Raw genomic sequence first — 21,128 nt, 5'->3', positions numbered from 1 at the left:
GAGAAGGGCGAGCGTCTGTGATGCGTCGAATGGGACCGAAAGCGTGGGGGCGGCCGCACCCGCCTTCCGGCAGGAGCCGCCTGCCGCGCATCGATTACCCGCGCCGGGGCCGTCGCGGACTGTTGCGGTTGGTCCCGTCGTGGCGCCAGTTGCTCGGTCTCTCGCTGATGTGTTGCGCGGCGGTCGCCGCGCTGGTCGGCTACGTCTACTCCACTGTGCACATCGCGGACGTGAACGCCACCGCGCGAGCCGAAGCCAATGTCTATTACTGGGCCGACGGCACCCACATGGTGAGTGTCGGGGCGATCAACCGGCAGAACGTCCCGCTGTCCGACATCCCGCCGTCACTGCGGAACGCCGTGATCTCGGCGGAGAACGCCGACTTCTACAGTGACCCGGGGTTTTCCGTCGGCGGCCTGGGCCGGGCCGTGGTGAACATGGCCCGCGGCGGGGACATCCAGGGCGGTTCGACCATCACGCAGCAGTACGTGAAGAACACCTACCTGACGCCGGAGCAGACCGTGGACCGCAAGCTGCGGGAGCTGTGCCTGGCGGTCAAGCTGTCCAGTTCCCTGTCCAAGCAGGAGATCCTCCAGGGGTATCTCAACACCAGCTGGTTCGGCCGCAACGCCTACGGAGTGCAGGCCGCCGCGATGGCCTACTACGGCATGGACGCCCGGGAACTGGATCCCGGGCGCAGCGCGCTGCTGGCCGCGCTGCTGAAGGGAGCAGAGCAGTACGACCCTTCCCTGAGCGAGGCGAACCACCGCCGGGCGGAGGCCCGGTGGGAGTACGTCCTGGACCGGCAGGTGGAGCTCGGCCACATGTCGCGGCAGGAGCGGGCGCAGTACACCGTCTTCCCGGAGCCGCGCCCGCAGTCGGTGTCCACCGGCCTGTCCGGACAGACCGGCTACCTGGTGGACGTGGCGAACAAGTACATCGAGAAACGTACCGGGCTGACCGCCGAGGACCTGGGCCGCGGCGGATACAAGATCCGTACCACCTTCGACCGGACCAAGGTGGAGCAACTGCGGCAGACCGTGGAGAAGGTCACGGCGCAGACGCTGGATCCCGAACGCCGGGTCGCGGACCGGGACGTCCAGTTCGGCGCCGCGTCGATACGCCCGGGCGACGGGGCGGTGCTGGCGCTGTACGGCGGCTCGGACGCGACGAAACACTTCACCAACAACGCCGACACGGCGGGTGTGCCGGTGGGGTCGGCCTTCAAGCCGTTCGTCCTGGCCGCGGCTCTTCAGCACGGTGTCCGTTCGGCCGGTACGGTGCCGCCGCGGCTGGCGGTGACAGCCGACAGCTTCTACGACGGCACCGGCGTCCTGACCAGCGGAACGCCGTGGCTGCTCCCGGAGCGATCGGCCACCGGCGCCATTCCTTTCGCCACCGGCTTTCCCACCACCCTGCGCGAGGCGCTGGTCGCAGGCGGCGACAGCGTCTACAGCCGGCTCGGTGAGGACATCGGCCTGCGGAAGGTACGGGATCTCGCGGTCAGTACGGGCCTGCTTCCGCAGAGCATGGCCCCCTTGGAGCGGACGTTCTCCGTCGGCACCTCCACCCCGAGCGCCATCCGGATGGCCGACGCCTACGCCACCTTCGCCGAGGAGGGCCGGCGGACGGATCCCTACTCGGTCACCGCGGTCACCTACCGGGGCACACAGCTGGAGGGCCTGGAGCTGCCGCCCGGCAGGCAAGTCGTGGAGCCGGAGGTGGCCCGTGAGGTCTCCAGGGCGATGCGGGACGTGGCGGTGGACGCCCTGGCCCCGGACACGCTGCGCGCGCTGGCGACGCCGATCGCCGCGGGCCGCACCGGCGACACCGACCGGCTGCCGGCCGCCTGGTTCATCGGCTACACCGAAGAACTGTCGACCGCCGTGACCGTCTTCCGGGACAAGCCGGGCGAGGGCGGTCTGCTCCCGGTGACTGGAGTGGGCGGATCCGGGGCGGGGCGGGGCGACTTCCTGCCGCTGCGGGTGTGGTCGTCGTACATGACCTCGGCGCTGTCCGGACGGTAGCGACGTACGCGCGAAGAGGCCGACGTCCGAAGAGGACGTCGGCCTCGGCTTGCTCCGCGTCTACCGCCTGCCGGTGAGCCTGGCGAACACCACCACGTAGCCCTGGCTGATCACGCGGCACTCTCGTCGTCCGGCTCTGTTGTGGTGGCGGCGGACCGCTTGCGGCCCATGGCGAGTGCGCCGGCCACCGCGACGAAGGCGACCCCGCCCGCGGCGACCACCGCACTGGAGACCTCGTTGCTCTGGACGGGCGGCCCGCCGTTCCGGTGTCCGTGCCTCGCGAGGGCGGTCACGGTCTTGTACGTCTGTCATTCGCCGGGGCGCGACGCTCATCGCTGCGCGCTGCCTGCCGCTCCCAAGGGCGCCTGCATCTGCGGGGCGGAGTGCGGCGAGATGGACGCGACCGGGGCCGTGTCGCTCAAGTGCCCCACGTGCGTGCGAACCCGGTCGGCGGTCTGAGTACCGGCGATGGCAGCGGTCGCCGGAGCTGATGGGGGTGCCTGACTCTTGCGCTCGTCAGGCGCGTTCGCCACCGAAGACCAGGTGCGCAGCCGGTGGCTGGCGGCCTCGTCGAGAGTTACGGGCGCTCCACGCTGCTCGGCCAGCCGGCTCGCCTCCCGGCCGAGCGCGGCCACGTCGTCCCAGCGCAGGGTCAGCACTACGGCGAGCTCAGCACCGCCACCCGGAAGCCCTTGCATCATCGATTCCATGCGATCAGCCATGTCCGCTCCTGTCGTTGGCACAGAGACGTACGCAACGTGTGGGCGGCATGTTCAAGGAGCGTTCTCAGCCATGGCCGGGAACACCCGTTGACAGTTCGTACGCACACGCAGATCGTAAGCACATGCATACGAATCCTGAGTACGCGGACTTCCACCGCACACGGCGCCTCCACGCACAGACCGTCCGGGACAGCATCACTCTCGTACGCCGGGTGACCCCCGACGACCTGCCCCGGCCTACGCCCTGCGCCCAGTGGGCGCTGAGCGATCTGCTCGCCCATATGACGGCCCAGCACCAGGGTTTCGCGGCGGCCGCGCTCGGTCACGGCCAGGACCTGACGCACTGGACGGTCCGCCCGCTCGGCGATGACGCCGTCGCTCAGTACAGCGAGGCCGCCGAGCGGGTCATCGCCGCCTTCGCGGCCGTGGACGCCCCGGACCGCGCCTTCGCCCTCCCCGAATTCGCCGTCGCCCACACGTTCCCCGCCGTTCAGGCCATCGGCTTCCACCTCGTCGACTACGTGGTGCACAGCTGGGACGTCGCCCGCAGCCTGAGCCTCGCGTACGCCCCCGGTCCCGAACTCCTGCGAGCCGCACTGCCGATAGCCCGTGCCGTCCCGGACGGTGCCTCCCGGTTCGCCCCGGACAGCCACTTCCGTCCGGGGCTGACCCCGGCCCCCGACCCGAGCACCCTGACGCGGATCCTGACGGCCCTGGGCCGGTCGCCGGACTGGCAACGCCCGTCCCCGGATGCGGCAGCCGGCCTGCCCCACGGCGCGGCAGTCCGCGACGCGACATGCTGAGGTCCTCCTGGACGCCTGGCCAGGATCACGGCCGCAGCGGCCCGGTGCTGGTCAGCGTCACCGACTTCAGGCTCGACAGGATCACGGACCTGCCCGGTGTCTACCGCGCGGCCCGCCGGCTCGTGGCGGACTGGCCGGAGCTGGAGGGGGCTCACGGGCTGTGGCTGTGGACCGTCCCCACAGCCCGTCGGTGCGGCGCCGTGGCCGTCTGGCGCGACGCGGCCGCCCTGCACCGCTTCATCGCCTGGCCACCTCATGTCGCGATCATGCGCCAGTACGCGGGACGCGGCACCCTGGTCTCAACCACCTGGCAGGCAGCGGAATTCGACCCGGTAAAGACCTGGTCCCGCGCGCAGGCCGCCCTCCGGTCCGGGCGTACAGGCGCCCTCTGACGGTGCGCGTCCGCTCGTCACGCGGTGGGCGGCGCGGCTGCCTGCTCGGCGAGTTCACGCTCAAGGACGGTCCCGCGCAGGACGGTCCTCCCCATGACGGGCCGGTCGTACGGGCGTTGGAGGAGGCCGGCCCCCGCACCTCCTCCTGCATCGCCGGCAGGAGCTGTACGCGCTGGTCTCCGAATTCGACGACGTACTGGGCAGCGCCCTCACGTCACTGCCGGAGACCCTGGCCGGCGCCGGGCGCCCTTTCCCGCGGGCAGCCCTTTCCAGGGGGGCGAGCCGGGAGGCGGCGTGGGCGCTGGCCCGCGCCGCCGACTCGCCCCAGCCACTCGTGATCTGCGGCACGGACATGACCGACAGCTGGCTGCACGGGGATCCGGTGGCCCTGCGGGGGCTGACCGACGACGTACACCGAGGTGTGGCTCGCCGTGCGGGCGGCGAAAGCCCTCGGTGAACTGACGTGAGTGTGGCTGTGTCACCACCCTCAGGGCGTGTGGCGGTTACGCGCTCGCTGTGCTGGGCGCGGCAGCCGGCTCCTCCGTTGCCCGGTCGTTCTTGACGACGCGGTAGTAGACGGACTTCTGCTGCTTGGTTCGTTCGCTCTGGTTCTTGGCGACCGATGCCTCGAGGGCGTTGCGCACCACCGTGACACTGAGCGTGCGTTCGGGGTGTGCCTGTGCCAGCTCTTGGGTGACTTCGGCGGCCGACCGGGGTTCCTCGTGCTTGGCGAGGACGGCGACGACGAGTTCACGCAGGGGAGGCGAAGTCTTGTTCGCCTTCGCGCCGGTATTCGACTCCGCCGTCTTCCTGGAACGCTTGTCGGTACCGGGGTTCTCCTTTGCGCGGCGCGCCCTGGGAACCGTTACGGCCGGTGCCGCCGCGGCCGCCTTACCCGCCTTGGCGGACTTGGGCGCCTTGGACACCCGGGCTTTCCTGGCGTGCGAAGTGCCCAGTGCGGCCTGCATGCTGACCAGCAGTTCGTGGTCCTTCTGCAGTGCGGCGAGCTGGTCCTGGAGGTCGGCAACCTCGGCCGTGATGCGTTCTTGTTCTTTGGTGTTGCGCTCAAGGTCGGTATCGACCTGCTGTGCGTATTGGGTCTGCAGAGTGGGGTTGCCTTCTGGCATGACAGCTCTCTTTCCTTGTACAACTGTTGGAGCCGGATGCTACTCACTTTTATGGCTCTTGCAGAACCTTCGGTGCGAACTCCCCTGCCACCCCTGAGGACAAACACCCAACCGGCAAGCGCCGAAATACCCAAATCGGCTCCGGTCACGCCTCTTTGAACGGTGACTTCGCTAACGGGCGTCCGGAGCACAGCCAGCTACGATCGCGGGTCGCTGTGAAGATCGATCTCAGGGGTAACCAAGATGGCCAATCGTACAAAGAGCAGGCTGGCGGTCCTCGGGACCGTGAGCATACTGACCGGGGCTCTGGTGGCAGGGGCCGGTCTCATCGACTCGCGTTCCGAGGCGAAGGCGGCGGATGTGTCCGGCCGGGCGACGGCCGAACTGCGGCACTGGCCCAAGCCGGTGGCGGACCGACTCGGCCACGTCATCTCGAAGAACGCCCACAAGGGTGCGTACGCCGTGTTCGATGCGGACAACACGACCTACCGCAACGACCTTGAGGAATCCCTCCTCCCCTTCCTCGAGATGCGCGGGGTCGTCACCCGCGAGTCGATGGACCCGTCGCTGAAGACCATTCCCTTCAAGGACACCGCAGGCCACAAGGAGAGCCTGTACAGCTACTACAACAGGCTGTGCGAGATTGACGACCAGGTCTGCTACCCGTGGGTCGCCCAGATCTTCTCGGGGTTGACGCTGAAGCAGCTCAAGGGGCATGTCGATGACCTGCTGGCGTACGGCAAGCCCATTGGGGCCGAGTACTACGAGGACGGGAAGCTGACCAGGACCGAGGTCAAGGCGCCCGAGTTCCTGACGGGCATGCAGGAGCTGTACAAGACACTGCGGGCCAACGGCATCGAGGTCTACGTCGTCAGCGCGGCCAGCGAGGAACTGGTCCGCATGGTGCTGGCCGACCCCAAGTACGGCTACCACGTCAAGCCGCAGAACGTCATAGGCGTGTCGATGCTCCTGAAGGACCGTGCGACCGGCGATGTCACCACCGCCCGCAAGGAGATAGCGGCCGGCACATACGATCCCGCCGAACTGAGCGACCGCGAACTGACCCCGACGCTGTGGGCGCCACTGACATGGTTCGAGGGAAAGCCCGCGGCGATCAGGACCTACATCGACGAGTGGCGCAAGCCGATTCTGGTGGCGGGTGACACTCCGGTGAGCGACGGCCCCATGCTGTTCCACAGCACAGATTCGAAGAACGCCGGCACGAAGCTCTGGGTCAACCGCAAGGACAAGTACCTGAAGCAGATCCAGGACATGCAGCGGTCCAATGCCGCCCGCCAGCGGGAGCTCGGTGGGCCGGTGACGGCCGACAAGCGGTGGCTGGTGGTCAAGCCCGAAGAGATTCGCTAGTGGCCTGACCGGTCGGCATGTTTGAAAACCTGGCTGCGGCCTACGCGCTTACGAGAAACCCATCGAGCGACACATGGAGGTGCCCCATGGGCATCATTGCCTGGATCCTCATCGGACTTCTCGCCGGTCTCATCGCCAAGGCGCTGCTGCCGGGCAAGGACCCCGGAGGCCTCATCGTCACCATGCTGATCGGGATCGCCGGCGGACTGCTGGGTGGCTGGCTCGGCAAGGTGATCTTCGGCGTCGACTCCATCGACGGCTTCTTCGAACTGTCGACGTGGGTCGCCGCCATCGTCGGATCGCTCATCCTCCTGGTGCTGTACCGCTTGGTGGCAGGAGGTCGCAACCGGTCGCACGCCTGAGCACGCCACTACAAGGCGTCGTTCTCGTTCTCTGCGTCGTTGGCTTCCTTCCCCGCGTCCACGTGCATCGCGGCTTCCTCAGCCGATGCCGCACCGCCGTCGATGCCGACATCCCGTCCCAGTACGCCGATGTTGCGCCGCGGTGCCTCCTCAGGCACCGGGGCGATGCGGCCGGCACGCGTGTCGGCGGCCTGCTCGTCGAGAGGTTCACCCTCACCCTCGGGCAGGTCGCCGACCTCGTCGCCCTCGGGCGGCCGTACGTCGGGCGTCTCCTGCGCCAGGCGCTGGTCGAGGGACTCCCCCTCACGCTGCTCCTCGCCCGTAGTGCCGTACTTGGTCACTCCCAGGGCACGCTCGGGCGGGGAGTAGCCCTCGTCCAGCATCTCGTCCAGGTCCCGCTCACCGACCGCGTTCTCCAGGTCCAGGTCGTCGGTCGGCTTGTTCTGTACGTCGGAGTGTTCGGGCTGGTACACGTCGTCGCCGCGTGCTGCTTCTTCAGACATCGGCTGGTTCCTTCCCGCATCGAGGTGTTCTGCTCCCTGCGCGCTGATGTGAGTACCCGGCCGGGCCCACAGCACACCGCATTACTCGCAATTCCCGCATTTCCTTGGTGGTCACCCCACATACCTCCGCGCGTCCCGTCGTCGTACGCGAACGTTCTCGACTCACGGCGCTCCCGGAAGTGGTTGTTCCGTCCAAATGGTCTTTCCGTGGCGCGTGTACCGGCTGCCCCACCGCTCGGTCAGCTGCGCGATCAGGAAGAGGCCGCGCCCGCCTTCCTCCGTGGCGCGTGCGCGTCGCATCCTGGGCTGCGTACTGCTCGGGTCGGACACCTCGCAGATCAGCGTCGTCGTACGGATGAGCTTGAGCTCGACGGGCCCGCCGCCCGCGTAGCGGATGGCGTTGGTGACCAGCTCGCTCGCCACCAGTTCGGTGGTGAAGGCCAGTTCGTCCAGGTCCCAGCGGGACAGCTGTCCCACCACCAGCGCCCGGGCGTCGGCCACCACCGCCGGATCCGGTTCCAGTACCCACATCACGCTGTCCTGTGCGGGAACCCCACGGGTACGGGCGAGCAGCAGGGTCACGTCGTCCGACAGCGGGCTCGGGGCCAGATCCGCCACCACCTCCCGGCCGACGTCCCGCAGCGGACGGCTCAGGACGTCCGCAGCCGCCAGCCGGCTCTTGAGGGCCGCCATTCCTTCGTCCAGATCGGCCTGGGGCCGCTCGACCAGACCGTCGGTGTAGAGCGCCAGCACGCTGCCCGGTTCGACCTCCATCTCCACAGGCTCGAAGGGCAGTCCGCCGACTCCCAGCGGCGGCCCGGGGCTTACGTCCACGTAACTGACAGTCCCGTCGGGAGCGACCAGCGCCGGCGGGGGGTGCCCCGCGCTGGCCATGGCGCACTGGCGCGACACCGGGTCGTACGTCACGTACAGACAGGTGGCACCGAACGAGTCGTAGGCGCTCCGGCGTTCGGGAGCCTGCGTGCCGTTCTCGTAGCTGCTGTTCTCCACGGTGAGCTGGGAGACGAGGTCGTCGAGATGGGTGAGGAGCTCGTCGGGCTCGAGATCGAGGTCGGCCAGCGTGCGTACGGCGGTGCGCAGCCGTCCCATCATCGCTGTGGCCTCCAGGCCGTGGCCGACCACGTCGCCGACCACGAGGGCGACCCGGGCGGACGACAGCGGGATGACATCGAACCAGTCCCCGCTCACTCCGCCGGCCGTATCCGTGGGGAGGTAGACGCTGAAGCTCTGCACCGCGGCCGTCTCGGTCGTCATCGGGGGCAGGAGGCTGCGCTGCAGACTCACGGAGGCGTGGCGCTCGCGCGCGTACCGGCGCGCGTTGTCCACCACCAGGGCCGCGCGGGAGGCGATCTCCTCCAGCAGGTCCAGGTCGTCCGCGCCGAAGGGTGCGCGGTCACCGTCGCGCCACACCATGACCCGGCCGAGGAGCCTGCCTCTGGCTCGCAGCGGCGCGCTCATGCCGGAGCGGATCTCCGGCCCGGGCAACGAACCGGGCCAAGCGTCGGCGTCGGCGTCCGCGTCGCCCACGACATCGATATGGGTATCGACATCGGCCGATGCCTGCCCGGCGAGTCGCGCCCATACGCGGCCCCTCAGCCCGCCTCCGACATCCACCCGCATGGAACCACCGGTCGGCAGCCGCCCGGCGCCCGTGCCCGCTCCCGCGGCCACCGCCGCCCGCCGCAGGACGTGATGTTGCTGATGCTCGGGTCCGGGTTCCTCGTGGGCGAACACGGCCTCCGCTATGTCCACGGCCGCCAGATCGGCAAGCACGGGAACCAGCACATCGGCCAGGTCCTGCGTGGTTTCCGCGACCGACAGCGAGTTGCCGAGCACGGCGGTGGCACGGTGCAGCAGGTCGAGCCGCTCACGTGCGCCGCGCTGTTCCGTGACGTCGGTGAAGAGGGCGGTGACGCCCATGACACGCCCGTCCGACTCCTGCAGCCGAAACGCCGACAGTGCCACGACCCGGCCCCTCCCCGGGTCGATCCGGGTACGTACGAGCGCGTCCATCGCCACCAGCGGGGTGCCGGTCGTGAGCACCTTCCCCAGCTGCTCGTCGATCACGCGCGCGTCCTCGGGCCACAGGAACTCGGCGAGCCGCAGGCCGGCCAAGTCAGGGGGCACGCCTGTGTACGGAAGAAGCTGGGTGTTCGTCCGCACCAGTCGCAGTTCCCGGTCGAACACCGCGAAGCCGACGCGTTCCTGGAGGAACAGTTCCTGCATGAAGGCGTGATCCTGGCGCCACTTCAACACCAGAGCCCAGGGCGCTCCCAGCAGGAAGAACCGCGACCCGCGACGGTCCGGCTGCCCCGGGTCCAGCGGAAGGACGCGGAACATGACCTCCGCTTCCCCGCCACCGCCCTCACGCACTACAGCCCGGCCCTCCCACACCGGGCCGTCCCGCTGCGCCATGACGTCCCGCCATCGGCCGGGGTCGGCCAACAGGTCCTGGACCCGTCGGCCGCACAGGTCGTCGGCCCGCCGGTGCAGAAGGGTTTCGGCCGCGGGCGTGCAGCCGAGGACCTTCCCGGTGCCGTCCACGAGAAGCCCGGCCGCGTTGCCTGCGTCGAGGGGATCGTCGTTGCTGCGAGCAATGCGCACACGCACCCCCGGGATCAGCGTCTCACCGGTCTTGATCCGGCCGTCGTTCTCTTGAGCTCTTGGCCAGGCTATCCATCACCCCGCAGGTCCGCCCGCCCGGAGGGCGATGGACCGGCCGTGGATCCGCTCAGGCCGCGGATGCCGGCGTGCGGTCGTGGTGGGGCTGTGTGACCCTTGCCGCGAGAAAGGCCGTGCCGACCGAGGGAGACAGTGGTGAATCAGCTCGGAGACAAGCCGGAAGAGGTCCGCAAGCGGCTGGAGGAGGAGAAGCGGCAGGCCCGGGAGCAGGAACCGAAGTCCCCTGAACGGGGTTCCGAGCCGGGTGAGCCGTCCGGGGAGCTTTCCGGGGAGCCGGATGCCGCGACGTACCCGGACGATCGCGATTCGCACTGACGCGAGCCGGTCGTCCGTGCTCTTCCCGGCCGCCCCCTTCACGCCCCCCTTCACGCCGGTCGCGGATGCGGCCACGAATGCGAGACTTGGACTATGGACTGGGCTTCATGGACGACGCTCGGGGTGCTGACGGGCCGCGGCGGGGTGCTCACCGACGAGGTGGGCGTTCTGACCGGTGATCTCACGGTGCACACTACGTGGGCCGATGGAGAGGCACGGATCGCTGTGCAGTACAGCGGGTCGTCCGACTGGTTCACCATGTCGGGCAGTCCCGTGCCTTCTTTTTCGGAGGGTGACAGCCGCGACCTGCACGACGCCGTGGTGGCGGCGATACGTGAGGGTGGCGCCGCCACCGTCCCCTCCCCGCCGCCCAGCCCCTCGGCACAGTAGCGCCGCTCGCTGCCCCGGTCGTAGGGTCGGCGCACTCAGGAGAACGGCCATGCTCGCGCGTCATCTCGCGGAAACCTACCCCTACGTATCGGTCGACGCCGACGCGGTGGAAGCAGCCCGGCTGCTCGCAGGGCACAAGCTGCCCGCACTGCTCGTGGTCGACGCCGATCAGCGGCCGTACGCCATCGTGCCCGGCTCCCAGCTCATCAAGCAGTTGGTGCCGGACTACCTCCTGGAGGAACCGCTGCTCGCCGCCGTGATCGACGACCGGCACCTCGGTGAAGTCCCGGAGAAGATCGCCGGGCTGACGGTCGCCGAATGGCTGCCGAAGCGCACGTACACGCCGCCGGTGGTGGGGCCCGACGCCGGTCTGCTGCAGGTGGCGGCGCTCATGGCCCGAACCCGCAGCCCGCTGGTCGCCGTGATCGAGCGCGAGGGCGACGTGATCAGCCTGCTCGGCGCCATCACGGCCGCCTCCCTGATGACACATCTCATCGGAGAGGCGTGAACGACTGGCAGAGCTGGGCCGCGGTCGTCGTATTCGTGTGTACGTACGCACTGATCATCAGCGAGAAGCTGCACCGCACGGCCGCCGCCCTGGGGGGTGCCGCGCTGATGCTCGCGATCGGGGCGACCGACGACAAGGCGGCGTTCTACTCGGAGCACAGCGGGGTCGACTGGAACGTCATCTTCCTGCTGCTCGGCATGATGATGATCGTCGGCGTGCTGAAGAAGACCGGCATGTTCGAGTACCTCGCCATCTGGTCCGTGAAGAGAGCACGGGCCAGGCCCTTCAGGGTCATGACGTGGCTGGTCGTCATCACGGCCGTCGCCTCCGCCCTCCTCGACAACGTCACCACCGTGCTGCTCATCGCCCCGGTGACGCTGCTGGTCTGTGAGCGGCTCGCGCTGCCGGTCGCCCCATTCCTGATCGCCGAGGTACTGGCGTCCAACATCGGCGGCATGGCCACCCTCGTCGGTGATCCGCCGAACATCATCATCGCCAGCCGCGCCGGTCTGACCTTCAACGACTTCCTGGTGCATCTCGCGCCGCTCTCCGCGGTGCTGATCCTGGTCCTGATCGCGCTGTGCCGCTGGCTCTTCCGGAAATCCTTCGTGTACGACGAGGAGCGCGCCGCCGAGGTGATGTCGCTGGAAGAGCGCGAGGCGATCCACGATCCGCGCCTTCTCGTCCAGGGCCTGGTCGTGCTCGTGCTCGTCGTCGCGGGATTCGTACTGCACCCCGTGCTGCACTACGAACCCAGCGTCGTCGCCCTGCTCGGCGCCGGGCTGCTCATCGCCGTCTCCAGCGTGCGGACCGGTGATGTGCTGGCCGACGTCGAGTGGCCCACGCTCGCCTTCTTCGCGGGGCTTTTCGTGATGATCGGCGGGCTGATCGAGACCGGTGTGATCGGGCAGGTCGCCACGAAACTCTCGGACGCCATCGGAGACAACGAATTCGGCGGGTCCATGCTGCTGCTCGGCTCCTCCGCCGTGCTCTCCGGCATCGTCGACAACATTCCGTACGTCGCCACCATGGCGCCCGTCACCAGCGACGTCGTCGAGGCCATGGGCGGCTCCGGCGACCACGTCATGTGGTGGGCGCTGGCCATCGGCGCGGACCTCGGCGGAAACGCCACCGCGATCGGGGCCAGCGCCAATGTCGTCGTCCTCGGCATCGCCGAACGCAACCGCACACCCATCTCGTTCTGGCAGTTCACCAAGTACGGCCTCGTCGTCACCGCCGTCACCGTGGCGATCTCCGCCGTGTACATCTGGCTGCGCTACTTCGCCGCGGCCTAGCCAGGGTTTTCTCGTACATTCCGCATCAATGGCCTGGCCAGAACGCGGGATGTGAATGAGGCTGGAAACGAGGAGCCTTCCCACAGACGGGAGCCGACCGTGCGCGCGCGAGACCTGGCAGAGGAGTACGAAGCCGTGAGCTTCGACAGCGACGCCCTGGACGCTGCCCGGCTGATGGCCGAGCACCGGCTTCCCGGACTGCTGGTGCTGGACGAGCGTGGCGAGCCGAAGGCGATCCTGCCCGCGTCCCAGATGGTCAAGACCCTGGTTCCCTCGTACGTGATCGACGATCCCGGGCTCGCCTCCGTCATCGACGAGAAGCACGCCGACCGGCTGTGCGAGTCCCTGGCCGGGCGCCGCGTCGGCGACTGTCTGCCCCGCACCACGGCCCCGCCGCCCATTGCCGCGCCCGACGACACCGCGCTGGAGGTGGCCGCGCTGATGGCACGGGTACGCAGCCCGCTGGTCGCGGTGACGGAGAAGACTCGGGGCGGGAGCCGCCTCATCGGCGTGATCACGGCCTCGCACCTGCTGCACGAGCTGCTCCGTTCGGCGAGCGCGCCCGCGGCGGGGACCAGTCCCTAACCTCGATCCAGCCTCGATCCGGCCGCGATCCGGCCTTGGTGCTGCCGGGTGGAGTGTGCGGTGGCAGTGCGCGGCTGTCGTGCCCGCCGGAGGTGTGGCGCGTTGACTGGGGGCGAGATCCACCGAGTCGAGGAGTCACCGCCATGACACTGCAAACACCGCCTATGGTCCAGCCGTCGGACAACGGCTGGGGGATCGTCGCCGCCGGCAGCCATCCCTCTCAGGCGCACGCCTGGACGGCCTGGCTGACAGGATTCGGCCCGCAGGACTCCTTCTTCTTCCAGGCGCACGCTCCCGAGGCGGCCGACGCGCCGGGGCATGCGTCGGGGCGGCAGACCTTGCACGAGTTGAAGGCTTCCGGTTCGGCGCTCGGGAAGGTCGCGGCCCCCATGTCGCGCGCCGCGCGGAACGCCCTTCTGTCGCCCTCGGCCGGTCCCGATGTCTCGGCGGAGCGGGGCACGGCCCACGCCGACAGCCGTCTCGCGAGCGGGGATGTCGCCCTTGCGTACGCCGTGGATCCCGACGGCGGCGCGCCGCTGTCGCCGTTCGGTGTGCACGTTGAGGCGGCGACGGCCGAGGCCGTCACCAAGCCCGGCCAGCCGGTCACCCTCGCCAGCGGTGCCAGGCACGCCTACGTCACGTCGGCCGGGCGGAAGGTGGCTACCGTGCCGGCCGAGTGGCCGGTGAACTTCTCGGTACGTATTCCCGCCGACACCTCCCAGCCCGTCGCCGCACTGGTCGTCTTCAACGAGCAGGTCACCACCGACGCGCAGGGCCGGCCCACTCTCGGCAAGGACGGCCGGTACGCCTACGACCCGAAGTCCACGAGCGGGTACGTCAACGCCGTGCGCCTCACCGTCTACGGTGAGCGCCGGGCGGAGCTGACCATGGGACACGCCGCTGTCCTGCGTGTCTCCCAGTAGCGTCTAGCGCGGAGAGGCCGGCGTCATCGGCTCCCGCGCGCGGTGTTCCCCGACTGCCCGTGTCACGTCCTCGTCCACCAGGTCGTGGTTGATGGCGAACGCGGCCGCCGATCCCATGCCGGCCGCCGTGATCACTGCCGCCCGTGTATCGGCGACATTGCCCACCGCCCACACCCCGGACACACTGGTGCGGCCCGAAGGGTCGGTCGTCACCCAGCCGTGGTCGTCCCGCTCGCAGCCCAGTGCGGTCAGCAGGGCGTCGCGGGGCACCATGCGCGGAAGGACGAACACGGCGCTGCGGGGCACTACCCGGCCGTCGGCCAGTTCGACCCCGCGCAGCCGGTCGTCGCCCACCACCAGCCGCTTGATCACGCCCTCGGTGAGGTGCACTCCGCGGGCGGTCAGCCGCTCGCGGTCGTCGTCCGTGACGTCCAGGGTGTGCGGGAAGAGCACGATGTCACTCGACCACTGCCGCAGCAGCAGCGCGTGCCGCACGGCGCCGGGGTGCGTGCCGAGCACCCCGATGGGCTGGTCACGTACTTCGTAGCCGTGGCAGTACGGACAGTGCAGCAGATCGTTGCCCCACCGCTCACGGACGCCGGGAATCTCGGGCAACTCGTCGCGCAGGCCCGTGGCCACCAGCACACGGCGGGCCCGGAGCACCGGGCCGCCGGCCAGGTGCACGAGGAAGCCGGAGTCGATGTGATCGACCTGCCCCTGCATCAACTCCACGCCATAGCCCGCCACTTCGGCCCGGCCCACTTCCAGCAGGGACGCCGGGGCCATCCCGTCCCGGGACAGGAAGCCCTGCATGTGCCCGGCCGGGGCATTGCGCGGTTGCCCGGCGTCCACCACCGCCACCCGGCGGCGGGACCGGGCCAGTACCAGGGCCGCGTTCAGGCCGCCGGCCCCCGCGCCGACGACCACCACGTCGTACACGGAATCCCTCGTTGCCTTGTTCTTCGTATCGCTCACGGCGATCACCTCCGCCCACAGGGTGCGACCAAGGATCGGAGGCGGCAATCTTTGTTGCTATTTCCGGAACGAGCTTGTGCAATGGGAAGCGTGGAACACTCACCCGCCATCGCCCAAGTCCTCACCGAGGTCGGCCCTCGCCTCAAACGCCTGCGCACCGAGAACGGGGTGACGCTGACGGCGCTGTCCGAGACCACCGGCATCTCCAAGAGCACCCTGTCCCGGCTGGAGTCCGGCCAGCGGCGCCCCAGTCTGGAGCTCCTGCTTCCCATCGCCCAGGCCCACCAGGTTCCGCTGGACGAACTGGTCGGCGCCCCCGAAGTCGGCGACCCGCGCGTCCGCCTCAAGCCCAAGCGCGTCAACGGCAGCACCGTGCTGCCCCTGACCCGGCAGCCGGGGCCACTGCAGACCTTCAAGATGATCCTCCCGGCCACCCGGAGCACACCCGAGCCCTGCACCCACGAGGGCTACGAGTGGCTGTACGTCCTGTCCGGACGCCTGCGTCTGGTCCTGGCCGACCGCGACCTCGTCCTGGGGGCCGGTGAGGCCGCCGAGTTCGAGACCCGGCTACCGCACTGGTTCGGCAGCACCGGCGAGGGCCCTGTCGAGGTCCTCAGCCTGTTCGGCCGCCAGGGCGAGCGCATGCACGTACGCGCGAAACCTCGCCCCCGCGACAAGCCCGGCCCCTGACGGCCGCCGGCCGCCGCCGAGTGGGAAGCGCGACCGTACGTTTCGCGCGACACTGGGCGTGAGAGATGTGTCTTCTGCCCCCGGAGGTGCGGCGTTGCCAGGCGGCCACCTCCCTCAGGGCATTCCCGAGCGCGTCAGGGCTTCGGCGATGCTGCGGCTGCACCGCAGGATGCGCTCCCTGACCGACCGCTTCCCCGCCAGGAACCGGCTGGTGTGGCTCAGCGAGGCGAGCACCCGGATCGGCACCACTCTGGACCTGGATCAGACGGCCCGCGAACTGGCCGACTTCACCGTTCCCCGGCTGGCCGACGCCGCGGCGGTCGACGTACTGGAGTCCGTACTGCTCGGCCAGGAGGGCGAACGCCGCGCCGGGCCGGGCGCCCCGGTCACGCGCGCGCTCGCCGTCGCGGCGGTCGACGGTCTGGCCCAGCGGCTGGAGCCGGACCCGGTCGGTGAGATCTCGTACCATCCGCACGCGGTCGCGTCGGTGCACTGCCTGGTCGCCCGGGAACCCGTGCTCATCGCCCGGATGGAAGACGGCGACTTCGAGCGGGTCGCGGTCACCGCGTCCGGCGCCGTCAAGATGCGTGAGGCCGGCGTGCACAGCTACATGGCGGTGCCGCTCATCGCCCGGGGCGTGCTCCTCGGCGTCGCCGATTTCATGCGCCTGGGCACACGTCCGCCCTTCACCGACGCCGATGTGGCCCTCGTCCTGCAGGTTGCCTCCCGCGCGGCCGTGTTCATCGACAACGCGCGGTTGTACGGCCGCGAGCGCGAGCATGTCGTCAGCCTCCAGCGCAGCCTGCTGCCGCGAGCCACGCCGACCACTCCCGGGCTGCGGGTCGCCGCCCGCTACACGCCGACGGCCGACGTGAGCGGCGTGGGCGGTGACTGGTACGACGTCATGGCGCTGCCGGGCGGACGCTGCGCCCTGGTCGTCGGTGACGTCATGGGGCACGGGCTCCCGGCGGCGGCGACGATGGGACGGCTGCGGACGGTCGCCCGGACCCTCATGGCCCTGGACATCGCGCCCGAACGCGTCCTGGCGCGGGTGGACATGGTCGCCCGCGACCTCGAGGACGACCAGGTGGCGACGTGCCTGTGCGCCGTCTTCGACCCGGCCACCTCCTCCTACACGCTCGCCAGCGCCGGCCATCCCCCGCCACTGCTGGTGGCCGCCGACGGGGAGGCGTCGTACGTGGACGTCCCGCCGGGGGCGCCGCTGGGTGCCGGGGTCATTCCGTACGACTCCGTGCGGCTGCCCGCGCCGGCCGGCAGCCGGCTCGTGCTGTACACGGACGGCCTGATCAAGTCCCGTACGCAGGACCTGGACGCACAGCTGGAAGGGCTGCGGCTGGCGGCGTCGGGCATGGCCCCCGAGCAGCTCGATTCGTGCGATCTGGTGACGAGCGTCCGTGGCCACGAAGTCCGGTTCGACGAGGCGGTGCTGGTGGTCGCCACGAGCCGTCGGCCGCTGCCTGACGCGGACGTGTCGGTCTGGCCTCTGGCGCGGGACGAGATGTCGGCAGCGACCGCCCGCAGACTGGTGAGGGAGCAACTCGGGCGGTGGCAGCTGTCCGAGCACAGCGACGTGATGGAACTCGTCGTCAGCGAGCTGGTCGGCAACGCGCTGCGGTACGGCGGCGGGCCCGGCGAGCTGCGCCTGATACGGCACGAACGGCTCACCGTGGAGGTGTCCGACACCGGCCCCGACCTGCCGCAGATCCAGCACGCGAGCCTCAGTGACGAAGGTGGCCGGGGTTTGCAGCTCATCAACATGCTGTGCCGTCGGTGGGGCGCCATACGCACCCCCGCCGGAAAGATCGTCTGGGCGGAACACGACATCCGCCCGGACCCGGAACCGGCCGTGTGACGACTGCTGGTAGCGACGGCTCCGCTCGGCGTGCGGTGCGGCGCACGCCGCGCGGAGCCGTCACTGTCCGGCGGTGCGGCGGATCAGGTCGCGTCCGTCGCCGGCAGCGTGCCCGTACGTGCCACGTCTGCGTACCAGCGCGCGCTGGCCTTCGGGGTGCGCCGGCCGGTCGGGTAGTCGACGTACACCGCGCCGAAGCGCTTGCTGTACCCGTACCCCCACTCGAAGTTGTCGAGCAGCGACCACAGGAAGTAGCCGCGCACGTCGACCCCTGCCTGGATCGCCCGGTGCACCGCCGTGAGGTGGCCGTGCAGGAATGCGATCCTGTCCGGGTCGACCACTTCACCCTGCGGGTTGACGTAGTCGTCGAACGCCGCGCCGTTCTCCGTAATCATCAGGGGCAGGTCCGGGAAGTCCGCCTTGAGCCTGAGCAGCAGGTCGTACAGGCCGCTGGGGTCCACGGCCCAGCCCATCGCCGTCTTGTCGCCCGGCGGCAGGTGGAAGTGCACGTTGTCGGCGCCCGGCCACGGGCTGTGCGCGCTGTTGCCGTGTCCGTCGGAGCCGTGGCCGGCCTCGTCGGTGGCGGCCGATACGAGAGTCGGCGTGTAGTAGTTGACGCCCAGGAAGTCGAGCGGCTGCCGAATGGCGGCCGTGTCGCCGTCCTGTACGAAGGACCAGTCCGTCAGGTGGGCGGTGTCGCGCAGCAGGTCGGCCGGGTACTCGCCGCCGAGAACGGGGCCGGTGAAGACCCGGTTGGCCAGCGCGTCGATGCGACGGGCGGCGTCCGCGTCCTCGGGGCTCTCGGTGAGCGGGCGTACGTGGTGAACGTTGAGGGTGAGGGAGATCTGCGCGTCGCCGCGCAGGCCGGCTCGCAGTGCCTGTACGGCCTTGCCGTGGGCCAGGTTGAGGTGGTGCGCGGCACGCAGGGCGGCGACGGGGTCGGTCCGGCCGGGTGCGTGGACGCCGGACGCGTAGCCGAGAAAGGCGCTGCACCAGGGCTCGTTGAGGGTCGTCCAGGTACGGACCCGGTCGCCCAGGGCGTCGGCGGCCAGGGCGGCGTACGCGGCGAAGCGCTCGGCGGTGGCCCGCTCCGGCCAGCCGCCCATGCTCTCCAGTTCCTGGGGCAGGTCCCAGTGGTAGAGCGTGGCGACGGGCTGGATGCCCTTCTCCAGCAGCTCGTCGGTCAGTCTGCGGTAGAAGTCCAGTCCCTTCTGCACCGCGGGGCCGCGGCCGGTGGGCTGGATGCGGGGCCAGGCGAGGGAGAAGCGGTAGGCGTCGACGCCGAGGTCGGCCATGATGGCGACGTCCTCGCGCCACCGGTGGTAGTGGTCGGTGGCGATGTCCCCGGTGTCGCCGTTGCGGACCTTGCCGGGGGTGCGGGCGTAGGTGTCCCAGATGGACGGGGTGCGCCCGTCCTCCGCCGCCGCTCCTTCGATCTGGTAGGCGGCGGTAGCCGTTCCCCAGAGGAATTGCGGAGGAAACGCGCGGCTGTTGGGGGTGCGGGGAGCGGGCGCGGTGTGTGGGATTGCGGTGACCACGTACGTAGGTCCTTCCGGGGAGGGTGGCTGGGACATGCGTGAGGGGGTGGGATCAGCCCTTGACCGCGCCCTGCATGATGCCGCCGACGATCTGGCGGCCGAAGACGATGAACATCGCCAGCAGTGGCAGCGTGCCGAGGAGCGCGCCGGCCATGATGACCGACTGGTCCTTGACGTATCCGGCGCTGAGCTGGGTCAGCGCGACGGGCACCGTCGGGTTCTCCATGTTGAGCGCGATGAACGGCCAGAAGAAGTCGTTCCACGCGTGCACGAACGTGATCATGAAGAGGACGGACATCGCCGGGCGGGCGACCGGCAGCACGATGCTCCAGAAGATGCGCAGCGAGTGGGCGCCGTCCACCCGGCCGGCCTCGACGAGCTCGTCGGGCAGCGCCTCACTGAGGTACTGCCGCATGAAGAACACGCCGACCGCGCTGACCAGGGTGGGGAAGATGACGGAGGGCAGCTTCTGGCCCCAGCCCAGGTCGCTCATCATCATGAACAGGGGCACCACGCTGAGCTGCGGCGGGACCATCATCGTGCCGATGACGAGCATCAGCAGGAGGTTGCGGCCCTTGAAGCGCAGTTTGGCGAAGGCGAACCCGGCCAGGGTGGCGAACAGCACCGTGGCGGTCGCGATGCAGCCGGCGACGATCAGGCTGTTGATCAGCGCCTTGCCCATCGCGGCGTCGTTCCACGCCTTGGCCAGGTTGGAGAAGAGATTCGGGCCGGGAAGGAACGGCGGCGGGGTCTGGGCGACACGGGTGTTGTCCGTCGAGGCCGCCACCATCGTGAAGTACAGCGGGAACAGCGAGGTGAGCGCGGCGATCGCGAGCAGGATGTACGCGAGGGGACCCGCGTGGTGCTGGCGCCCGGCCCCGGTGCGCAGCATCCGGCGGCGGCTGCGGCCGCCGGGTGCCGTGGTGGTCGCACGCGGGGAGAGCTCGTCCGGCCGGGCCTGGAGGCTGTCGGTGGTCATGGGCTGGCTCCTGGTCAGGACGAGCGGGACGACGTGAGTCGCTGAATGAGACGCTGCAGCAGGAAGATGAGGATGACGATGAGGAACATCGCCCACGCGACGGTGGCGGCCCGCCCCATCTGGTAGTTCTTCCAGCCCGCCTCGTACAGCAGCAGGCCCAGCGTCTGGTACTGGTTGTCGGTGCCGCCGCTGATGCCGTTGGGTCCCTGGCCGAAGATCAGAGGCTCACCGAAGATCTGGGTGGCCCCGATGGTCGACAGCACGACCGTGAAGACGATGGTGGAGCGGATGCCGGGGACGGTGACCTGACGGAACTGCTGCCAGCGCGAGGCGCCGTCGATCGCCGCGGCCTCGTAGCGGTCGCGCGGGATGGCCTGCATGGCGGCCAGGTACAGCAGCGCGTTGTAGCCGGTCCAGCGCCAGATGACGATCGTCGAAATGGCGAACTGGGCGGGCCACTTGGAGTCCTCCCAGTCGATGGCGTCGACGCCGAACAGCTGGATGAACCAGTTGATCATGCCGAAGTCGCGCTCGAACAGCATGGTGAACACGAGCGCCGCCGCACCCACCGAGGTGGCGTACGGCGTGAGCGCGGCGACCCGGAAGAAGGTCGAGGCGCGCAGCTTGTAGTTGAGCAGGTGCGCCAGGCCCAGCGCCATCATGAGCTGCGGCACCGTGGAGATGACGCCGATGGTGAAGGTGTTGGCGAAGGCGTTCCAGAACTGGTCGTCCCGGACCAGCTCGGTGTAGTTGCCGAACCCCTTCCACTCCATGACGTTCAGCGTGGCCAGCTCCACCTTGTGGAGCGAGATCCAGAACGTGTAGAGCAAGGGGTAAAGGCTGAACGCCGCGAAGATGAGGAAGAACGGCGCCACGAAGGTGTACGGCGCGCCCTTCAGGTCCAGGCGGTGCAGGAGGTTGCGCCGGCCCTGCCGAGGACGACCCCCTTCACCGCTGGCCTTGTTCTTCTTCGTACCACCGGCCGGAGCCGGCCGGGCTCCTTCGGCGTGGGGGGCGGAGGTGGGGGTGGCCACCGAAGGCCTCCTTGCT

Annotated in this window: 22 protein-coding genes; 13 read left to right on the top strand and 9 right to left on the bottom strand. The window is 69.7% G+C overall.

All coding sequences use genetic code 11. The features are described 5' to 3' along the window. Positions 1–29: 29 nt before the first annotated feature. On the top strand, positions 30–2,027 hold the full coding sequence (locus tag ABZX79_RS23000; protein ID WP_355260681.1) for a transglycosylase domain-containing protein: 1,998 nt from the start codon (positions 30–32) through the stop codon (positions 2,025–2,027). A 110-nt stretch (positions 2,028–2,137) separates the two neighbouring features. On the opposite strand, the gene ABZX79_RS22995 is transcribed toward ABZX79_RS23000, so the two are convergent. Then, on the bottom strand, positions 2,138–2,320 hold the full coding sequence (locus tag ABZX79_RS22995) for a hypothetical protein (protein WP_355260678.1): 183 nt from the start codon (positions 2,318–2,320) through the stop codon (positions 2,138–2,140). Between the two features lie 36 nt (positions 2,321–2,356). After that, positions 2,357–2,749: a hypothetical protein gene (locus tag ABZX79_RS22990; RefSeq protein ID WP_355260675.1), complete on the bottom strand. Its 393-nt coding sequence runs from the start codon at positions 2,747–2,749 to the stop codon at positions 2,357–2,359. A 122-nt stretch (positions 2,750–2,871) separates the two neighbouring features. On the opposite strand from ABZX79_RS22990, the gene ABZX79_RS22985 reads away from it, so the two are divergent. Next, positions 2,872–3,552 (top strand): TIGR03086 family metal-binding protein, encoded by a 681-nt coding sequence (locus tag ABZX79_RS22985; protein ID WP_355260672.1) that lies wholly within the window; start codon positions 2,872–2,874, stop codon positions 3,550–3,552. Beyond that, complete coding sequence (locus tag ABZX79_RS22980; protein WP_355260669.1) at positions 3,546–3,944, top strand: hypothetical protein; 399 nt, start codon at positions 3,546–3,548, stop codon at positions 3,942–3,944. Before ABZX79_RS22985 ends, ABZX79_RS22980 begins: the two co-directional genes overlap by 7 nt. A 503-nt stretch (positions 3,945–4,447) precedes the next feature. Here ABZX79_RS22980 and ABZX79_RS22975 read toward each other — a convergent pair. Beyond that, positions 4,448–5,071 carry a hypothetical protein gene (locus tag ABZX79_RS22975; protein ID WP_355260666.1) on the bottom strand — a complete coding sequence of 208 codons (624 nt, stop codon included), beginning with the start codon at positions 5,069–5,071 and terminating at the stop codon, positions 4,448–4,450. 243 nt (positions 5,072–5,314) lie between these two features. Between ABZX79_RS22975 and ABZX79_RS22970 the strand changes: the two genes are divergently transcribed. Together ABZX79_RS22970 and ABZX79_RS22965 are read left to right on the top strand one after the other, a co-directional pair. After that, on the top strand, positions 5,315–6,439 hold the full coding sequence (locus ABZX79_RS22970) for a haloacid dehalogenase-like hydrolase (RefSeq protein WP_355260663.1): 1,125 nt from the start codon (positions 5,315–5,317) through the stop codon (positions 6,437–6,439). A gap of 86 nt (positions 6,440–6,525) precedes the next feature. Further along, a complete protein-coding gene (locus ABZX79_RS22965; protein WP_355260660.1) occupies positions 6,526–6,801 on the top strand; it encodes a GlsB/YeaQ/YmgE family stress response membrane protein in 276 nt (91 codons plus the stop codon). Positions 6,802–6,809: 8 nt separating this feature from the next. Here ABZX79_RS22965 and ABZX79_RS22960 read toward each other — a convergent pair whose 3' ends face one another. Both ABZX79_RS22960 and ABZX79_RS22955 read right to left on the bottom strand, forming a co-directional pair. Beyond that, positions 6,810–7,304: a DUF5709 domain-containing protein gene (locus ABZX79_RS22960; RefSeq protein WP_355260657.1), complete on the bottom strand. Its 495-nt coding sequence runs from the start codon at positions 7,302–7,304 to the stop codon at positions 6,810–6,812. 162 nt (positions 7,305–7,466) lie between these two features. After that, entirely contained in the window at positions 7,467–9,929 is a 2,463-nt protein-coding gene (locus tag ABZX79_RS22955) for a SpoIIE family protein phosphatase (protein WP_355260655.1), read from the bottom strand. Between the two features lie 213 nt (positions 9,930–10,142). Here ABZX79_RS22955 and ABZX79_RS22950 point away from each other — a divergent pair, with 213 nt between their 5' ends. From ABZX79_RS22950 to ABZX79_RS22925, 6 genes are all read left to right on the top strand, one after another. Next, on the top strand, positions 10,143–10,322 hold the full coding sequence (locus ABZX79_RS22950; RefSeq protein ID WP_355260652.1) for a hypothetical protein: 180 nt from the start codon (positions 10,143–10,145) through the stop codon (positions 10,320–10,322). Positions 10,323–10,415: 93 nt separating this feature from the next. Further along, positions 10,416–10,712 carry a hypothetical protein gene (locus ABZX79_RS22945; protein ID WP_355260649.1) on the top strand — a complete coding sequence of 99 codons (297 nt, stop codon included), beginning with the start codon at positions 10,416–10,418 and terminating at the stop codon, positions 10,710–10,712. A 49-nt stretch (positions 10,713–10,761) separates the two neighbouring features. Further along, entirely contained in the window at positions 10,762–11,220 is a 459-nt protein-coding gene (locus ABZX79_RS22940; protein WP_355260646.1) for a CBS domain-containing protein, read from the top strand. Further along, complete coding sequence (locus ABZX79_RS22935) at positions 11,217–12,515, top strand: ArsB/NhaD family transporter (protein WP_355260643.1); 1,299 nt, start codon at positions 11,217–11,219, stop codon at positions 12,513–12,515. The genes ABZX79_RS22940 and ABZX79_RS22935 overlap by 4 nt, the downstream gene beginning before the upstream one ends. A 99-nt stretch (positions 12,516–12,614) precedes the next feature. After that, the gene (locus tag ABZX79_RS22930; protein ID WP_355260640.1) at positions 12,615–13,100 is read left to right on the top strand and encodes a CBS domain-containing protein; all 486 of its coding nucleotides are present in this window, start codon (positions 12,615–12,617) and stop codon (positions 13,098–13,100) included. A gap of 143 nt (positions 13,101–13,243) precedes the next feature. Beyond that, entirely contained in the window at positions 13,244–14,023 is a 780-nt protein-coding gene (locus ABZX79_RS22925) for a hypothetical protein (RefSeq protein WP_355260637.1), read from the top strand. A 3-nt stretch (positions 14,024–14,026) separates the two neighbouring features. Here ABZX79_RS22925 and ABZX79_RS22920 read toward each other — a convergent pair whose 3' ends face one another. Further along, positions 14,027–14,998, bottom strand: a complete 972-nt coding sequence (locus ABZX79_RS22920) for an NAD(P)/FAD-dependent oxidoreductase (protein ID WP_355260634.1) — start codon at positions 14,996–14,998, stop codon at positions 14,027–14,029. An 81-nt stretch (positions 14,999–15,079) separates the two neighbouring features. Here ABZX79_RS22920 and ABZX79_RS22915 point away from each other — a divergent pair, with 81 nt between their 5' ends. Together ABZX79_RS22915 and ABZX79_RS22910 are read left to right on the top strand one after the other, a co-directional pair. Beyond that, positions 15,080–15,688 carry an XRE family transcriptional regulator gene (locus tag ABZX79_RS22915; protein WP_355260631.1) on the top strand — a complete coding sequence of 203 codons (609 nt, stop codon included), beginning with the start codon at positions 15,080–15,082 and terminating at the stop codon, positions 15,686–15,688. Between the two features lie 169 nt (positions 15,689–15,857). Further along, positions 15,858–17,561 (top strand): SpoIIE family protein phosphatase, encoded by a 1,704-nt coding sequence (locus ABZX79_RS22910; protein ID WP_355261001.1) that lies wholly within the window; start codon positions 15,858–15,860, stop codon positions 17,559–17,561. A gap of 83 nt (positions 17,562–17,644) precedes the next feature. Here the strand turns inward: ABZX79_RS22910 and ABZX79_RS22905 are convergent, their stop codons facing one another. The 3 genes from ABZX79_RS22905 to ABZX79_RS22895 are packed head-to-tail and all read right to left on the bottom strand — an operon-like array spanning position 17,645 to position 21,112. Beyond that, positions 17,645–19,099, bottom strand: coding sequence for a GH1 family beta-glucosidase (locus ABZX79_RS22905; protein WP_355260628.1), 1,455 nt, complete (start codon positions 19,097–19,099; stop codon positions 17,645–17,647). A 52-nt stretch (positions 19,100–19,151) separates the two neighbouring features. Then, on the bottom strand, positions 19,152–20,078 hold the full coding sequence (locus tag ABZX79_RS22900; RefSeq protein WP_355260625.1) for a carbohydrate ABC transporter permease: 927 nt from the start codon (positions 20,076–20,078) through the stop codon (positions 19,152–19,154). 14 nt (positions 20,079–20,092) lie between these two features. Further along, positions 20,093–21,112, bottom strand: a complete 1,020-nt coding sequence (locus ABZX79_RS22895; protein ID WP_355260622.1) for a sugar ABC transporter permease — start codon at positions 21,110–21,112, stop codon at positions 20,093–20,095. Positions 21,113–21,128: the final 16 nt, after the last annotated feature.

Origin of the sequence: Streptomyces sp. NPDC002994, assembly GCF_040611155.1 — a bacterium.
Lineage (GTDB): Bacteria > Actinomycetota > Actinomycetes > Streptomycetales > Streptomycetaceae > Streptomyces.
Note: the sequence above shows the minus strand (reverse complement) of the source record. Positions and strands in the feature narration are given on the sequence as shown.

Excerpts from the sequence above, each read along its gene's own strand:
- ABZX79_RS23000 (WP_355260681.1), top strand. The coding sequence starts at position 30 with ATGGGACCGAAAGCGTGGGGGCGGCCGCACCCGCCTTCCGGCAGGAGC.
- ABZX79_RS22990 (WP_355260675.1), bottom strand. The coding sequence starts at position 2,749 with ATGGCTGATCGCATGGAATCGATGATGCAAGGGCTTCCGGGTGGCGGT.
- ABZX79_RS22985 (WP_355260672.1), top strand. The coding sequence starts at position 2,872 with ATGCATACGAATCCTGAGTACGCGGACTTCCACCGCACACGGCGCCTC.
- ABZX79_RS22980 (WP_355260669.1), top strand. The coding sequence starts at position 3,546 with ATGCTGAGGTCCTCCTGGACGCCTGGCCAGGATCACGGCCGCAGCGGC.
- ABZX79_RS22975 (WP_355260666.1), bottom strand. The coding sequence starts at position 5,071 with ATGCCAGAAGGCAACCCCACTCTGCAGACCCAATACGCACAGCAGGTC.
- ABZX79_RS22970 (WP_355260663.1), top strand. The coding sequence starts at position 5,315 with ATGGCCAATCGTACAAAGAGCAGGCTGGCGGTCCTCGGGACCGTGAGC.
- ABZX79_RS22965 (WP_355260660.1), top strand. The coding sequence starts at position 6,526 with ATGGGCATCATTGCCTGGATCCTCATCGGACTTCTCGCCGGTCTCATC.
- ABZX79_RS22960 (WP_355260657.1), bottom strand. The coding sequence starts at position 7,304 with ATGTCTGAAGAAGCAGCACGCGGCGACGACGTGTACCAGCCCGAACAC.
- ABZX79_RS22945 (WP_355260649.1), top strand. The coding sequence starts at position 10,416 with ATGGACTGGGCTTCATGGACGACGCTCGGGGTGCTGACGGGCCGCGGC.
- ABZX79_RS22940 (WP_355260646.1), top strand. The coding sequence starts at position 10,762 with ATGCTCGCGCGTCATCTCGCGGAAACCTACCCCTACGTATCGGTCGAC.
- ABZX79_RS22925 (WP_355260637.1), top strand. The coding sequence starts at position 13,244 with ATGACACTGCAAACACCGCCTATGGTCCAGCCGTCGGACAACGGCTGG.
- ABZX79_RS22915 (WP_355260631.1), top strand. The coding sequence starts at position 15,080 with ATGGGAAGCGTGGAACACTCACCCGCCATCGCCCAAGTCCTCACCGAG.
- ABZX79_RS22910 (WP_355261001.1), top strand. The coding sequence starts at position 15,858 with ATGCGCTCCCTGACCGACCGCTTCCCCGCCAGGAACCGGCTGGTGTGG.
- ABZX79_RS22900 (WP_355260625.1), bottom strand. The coding sequence starts at position 20,078 with ATGACCACCGACAGCCTCCAGGCCCGGCCGGACGAGCTCTCCCCGCGT.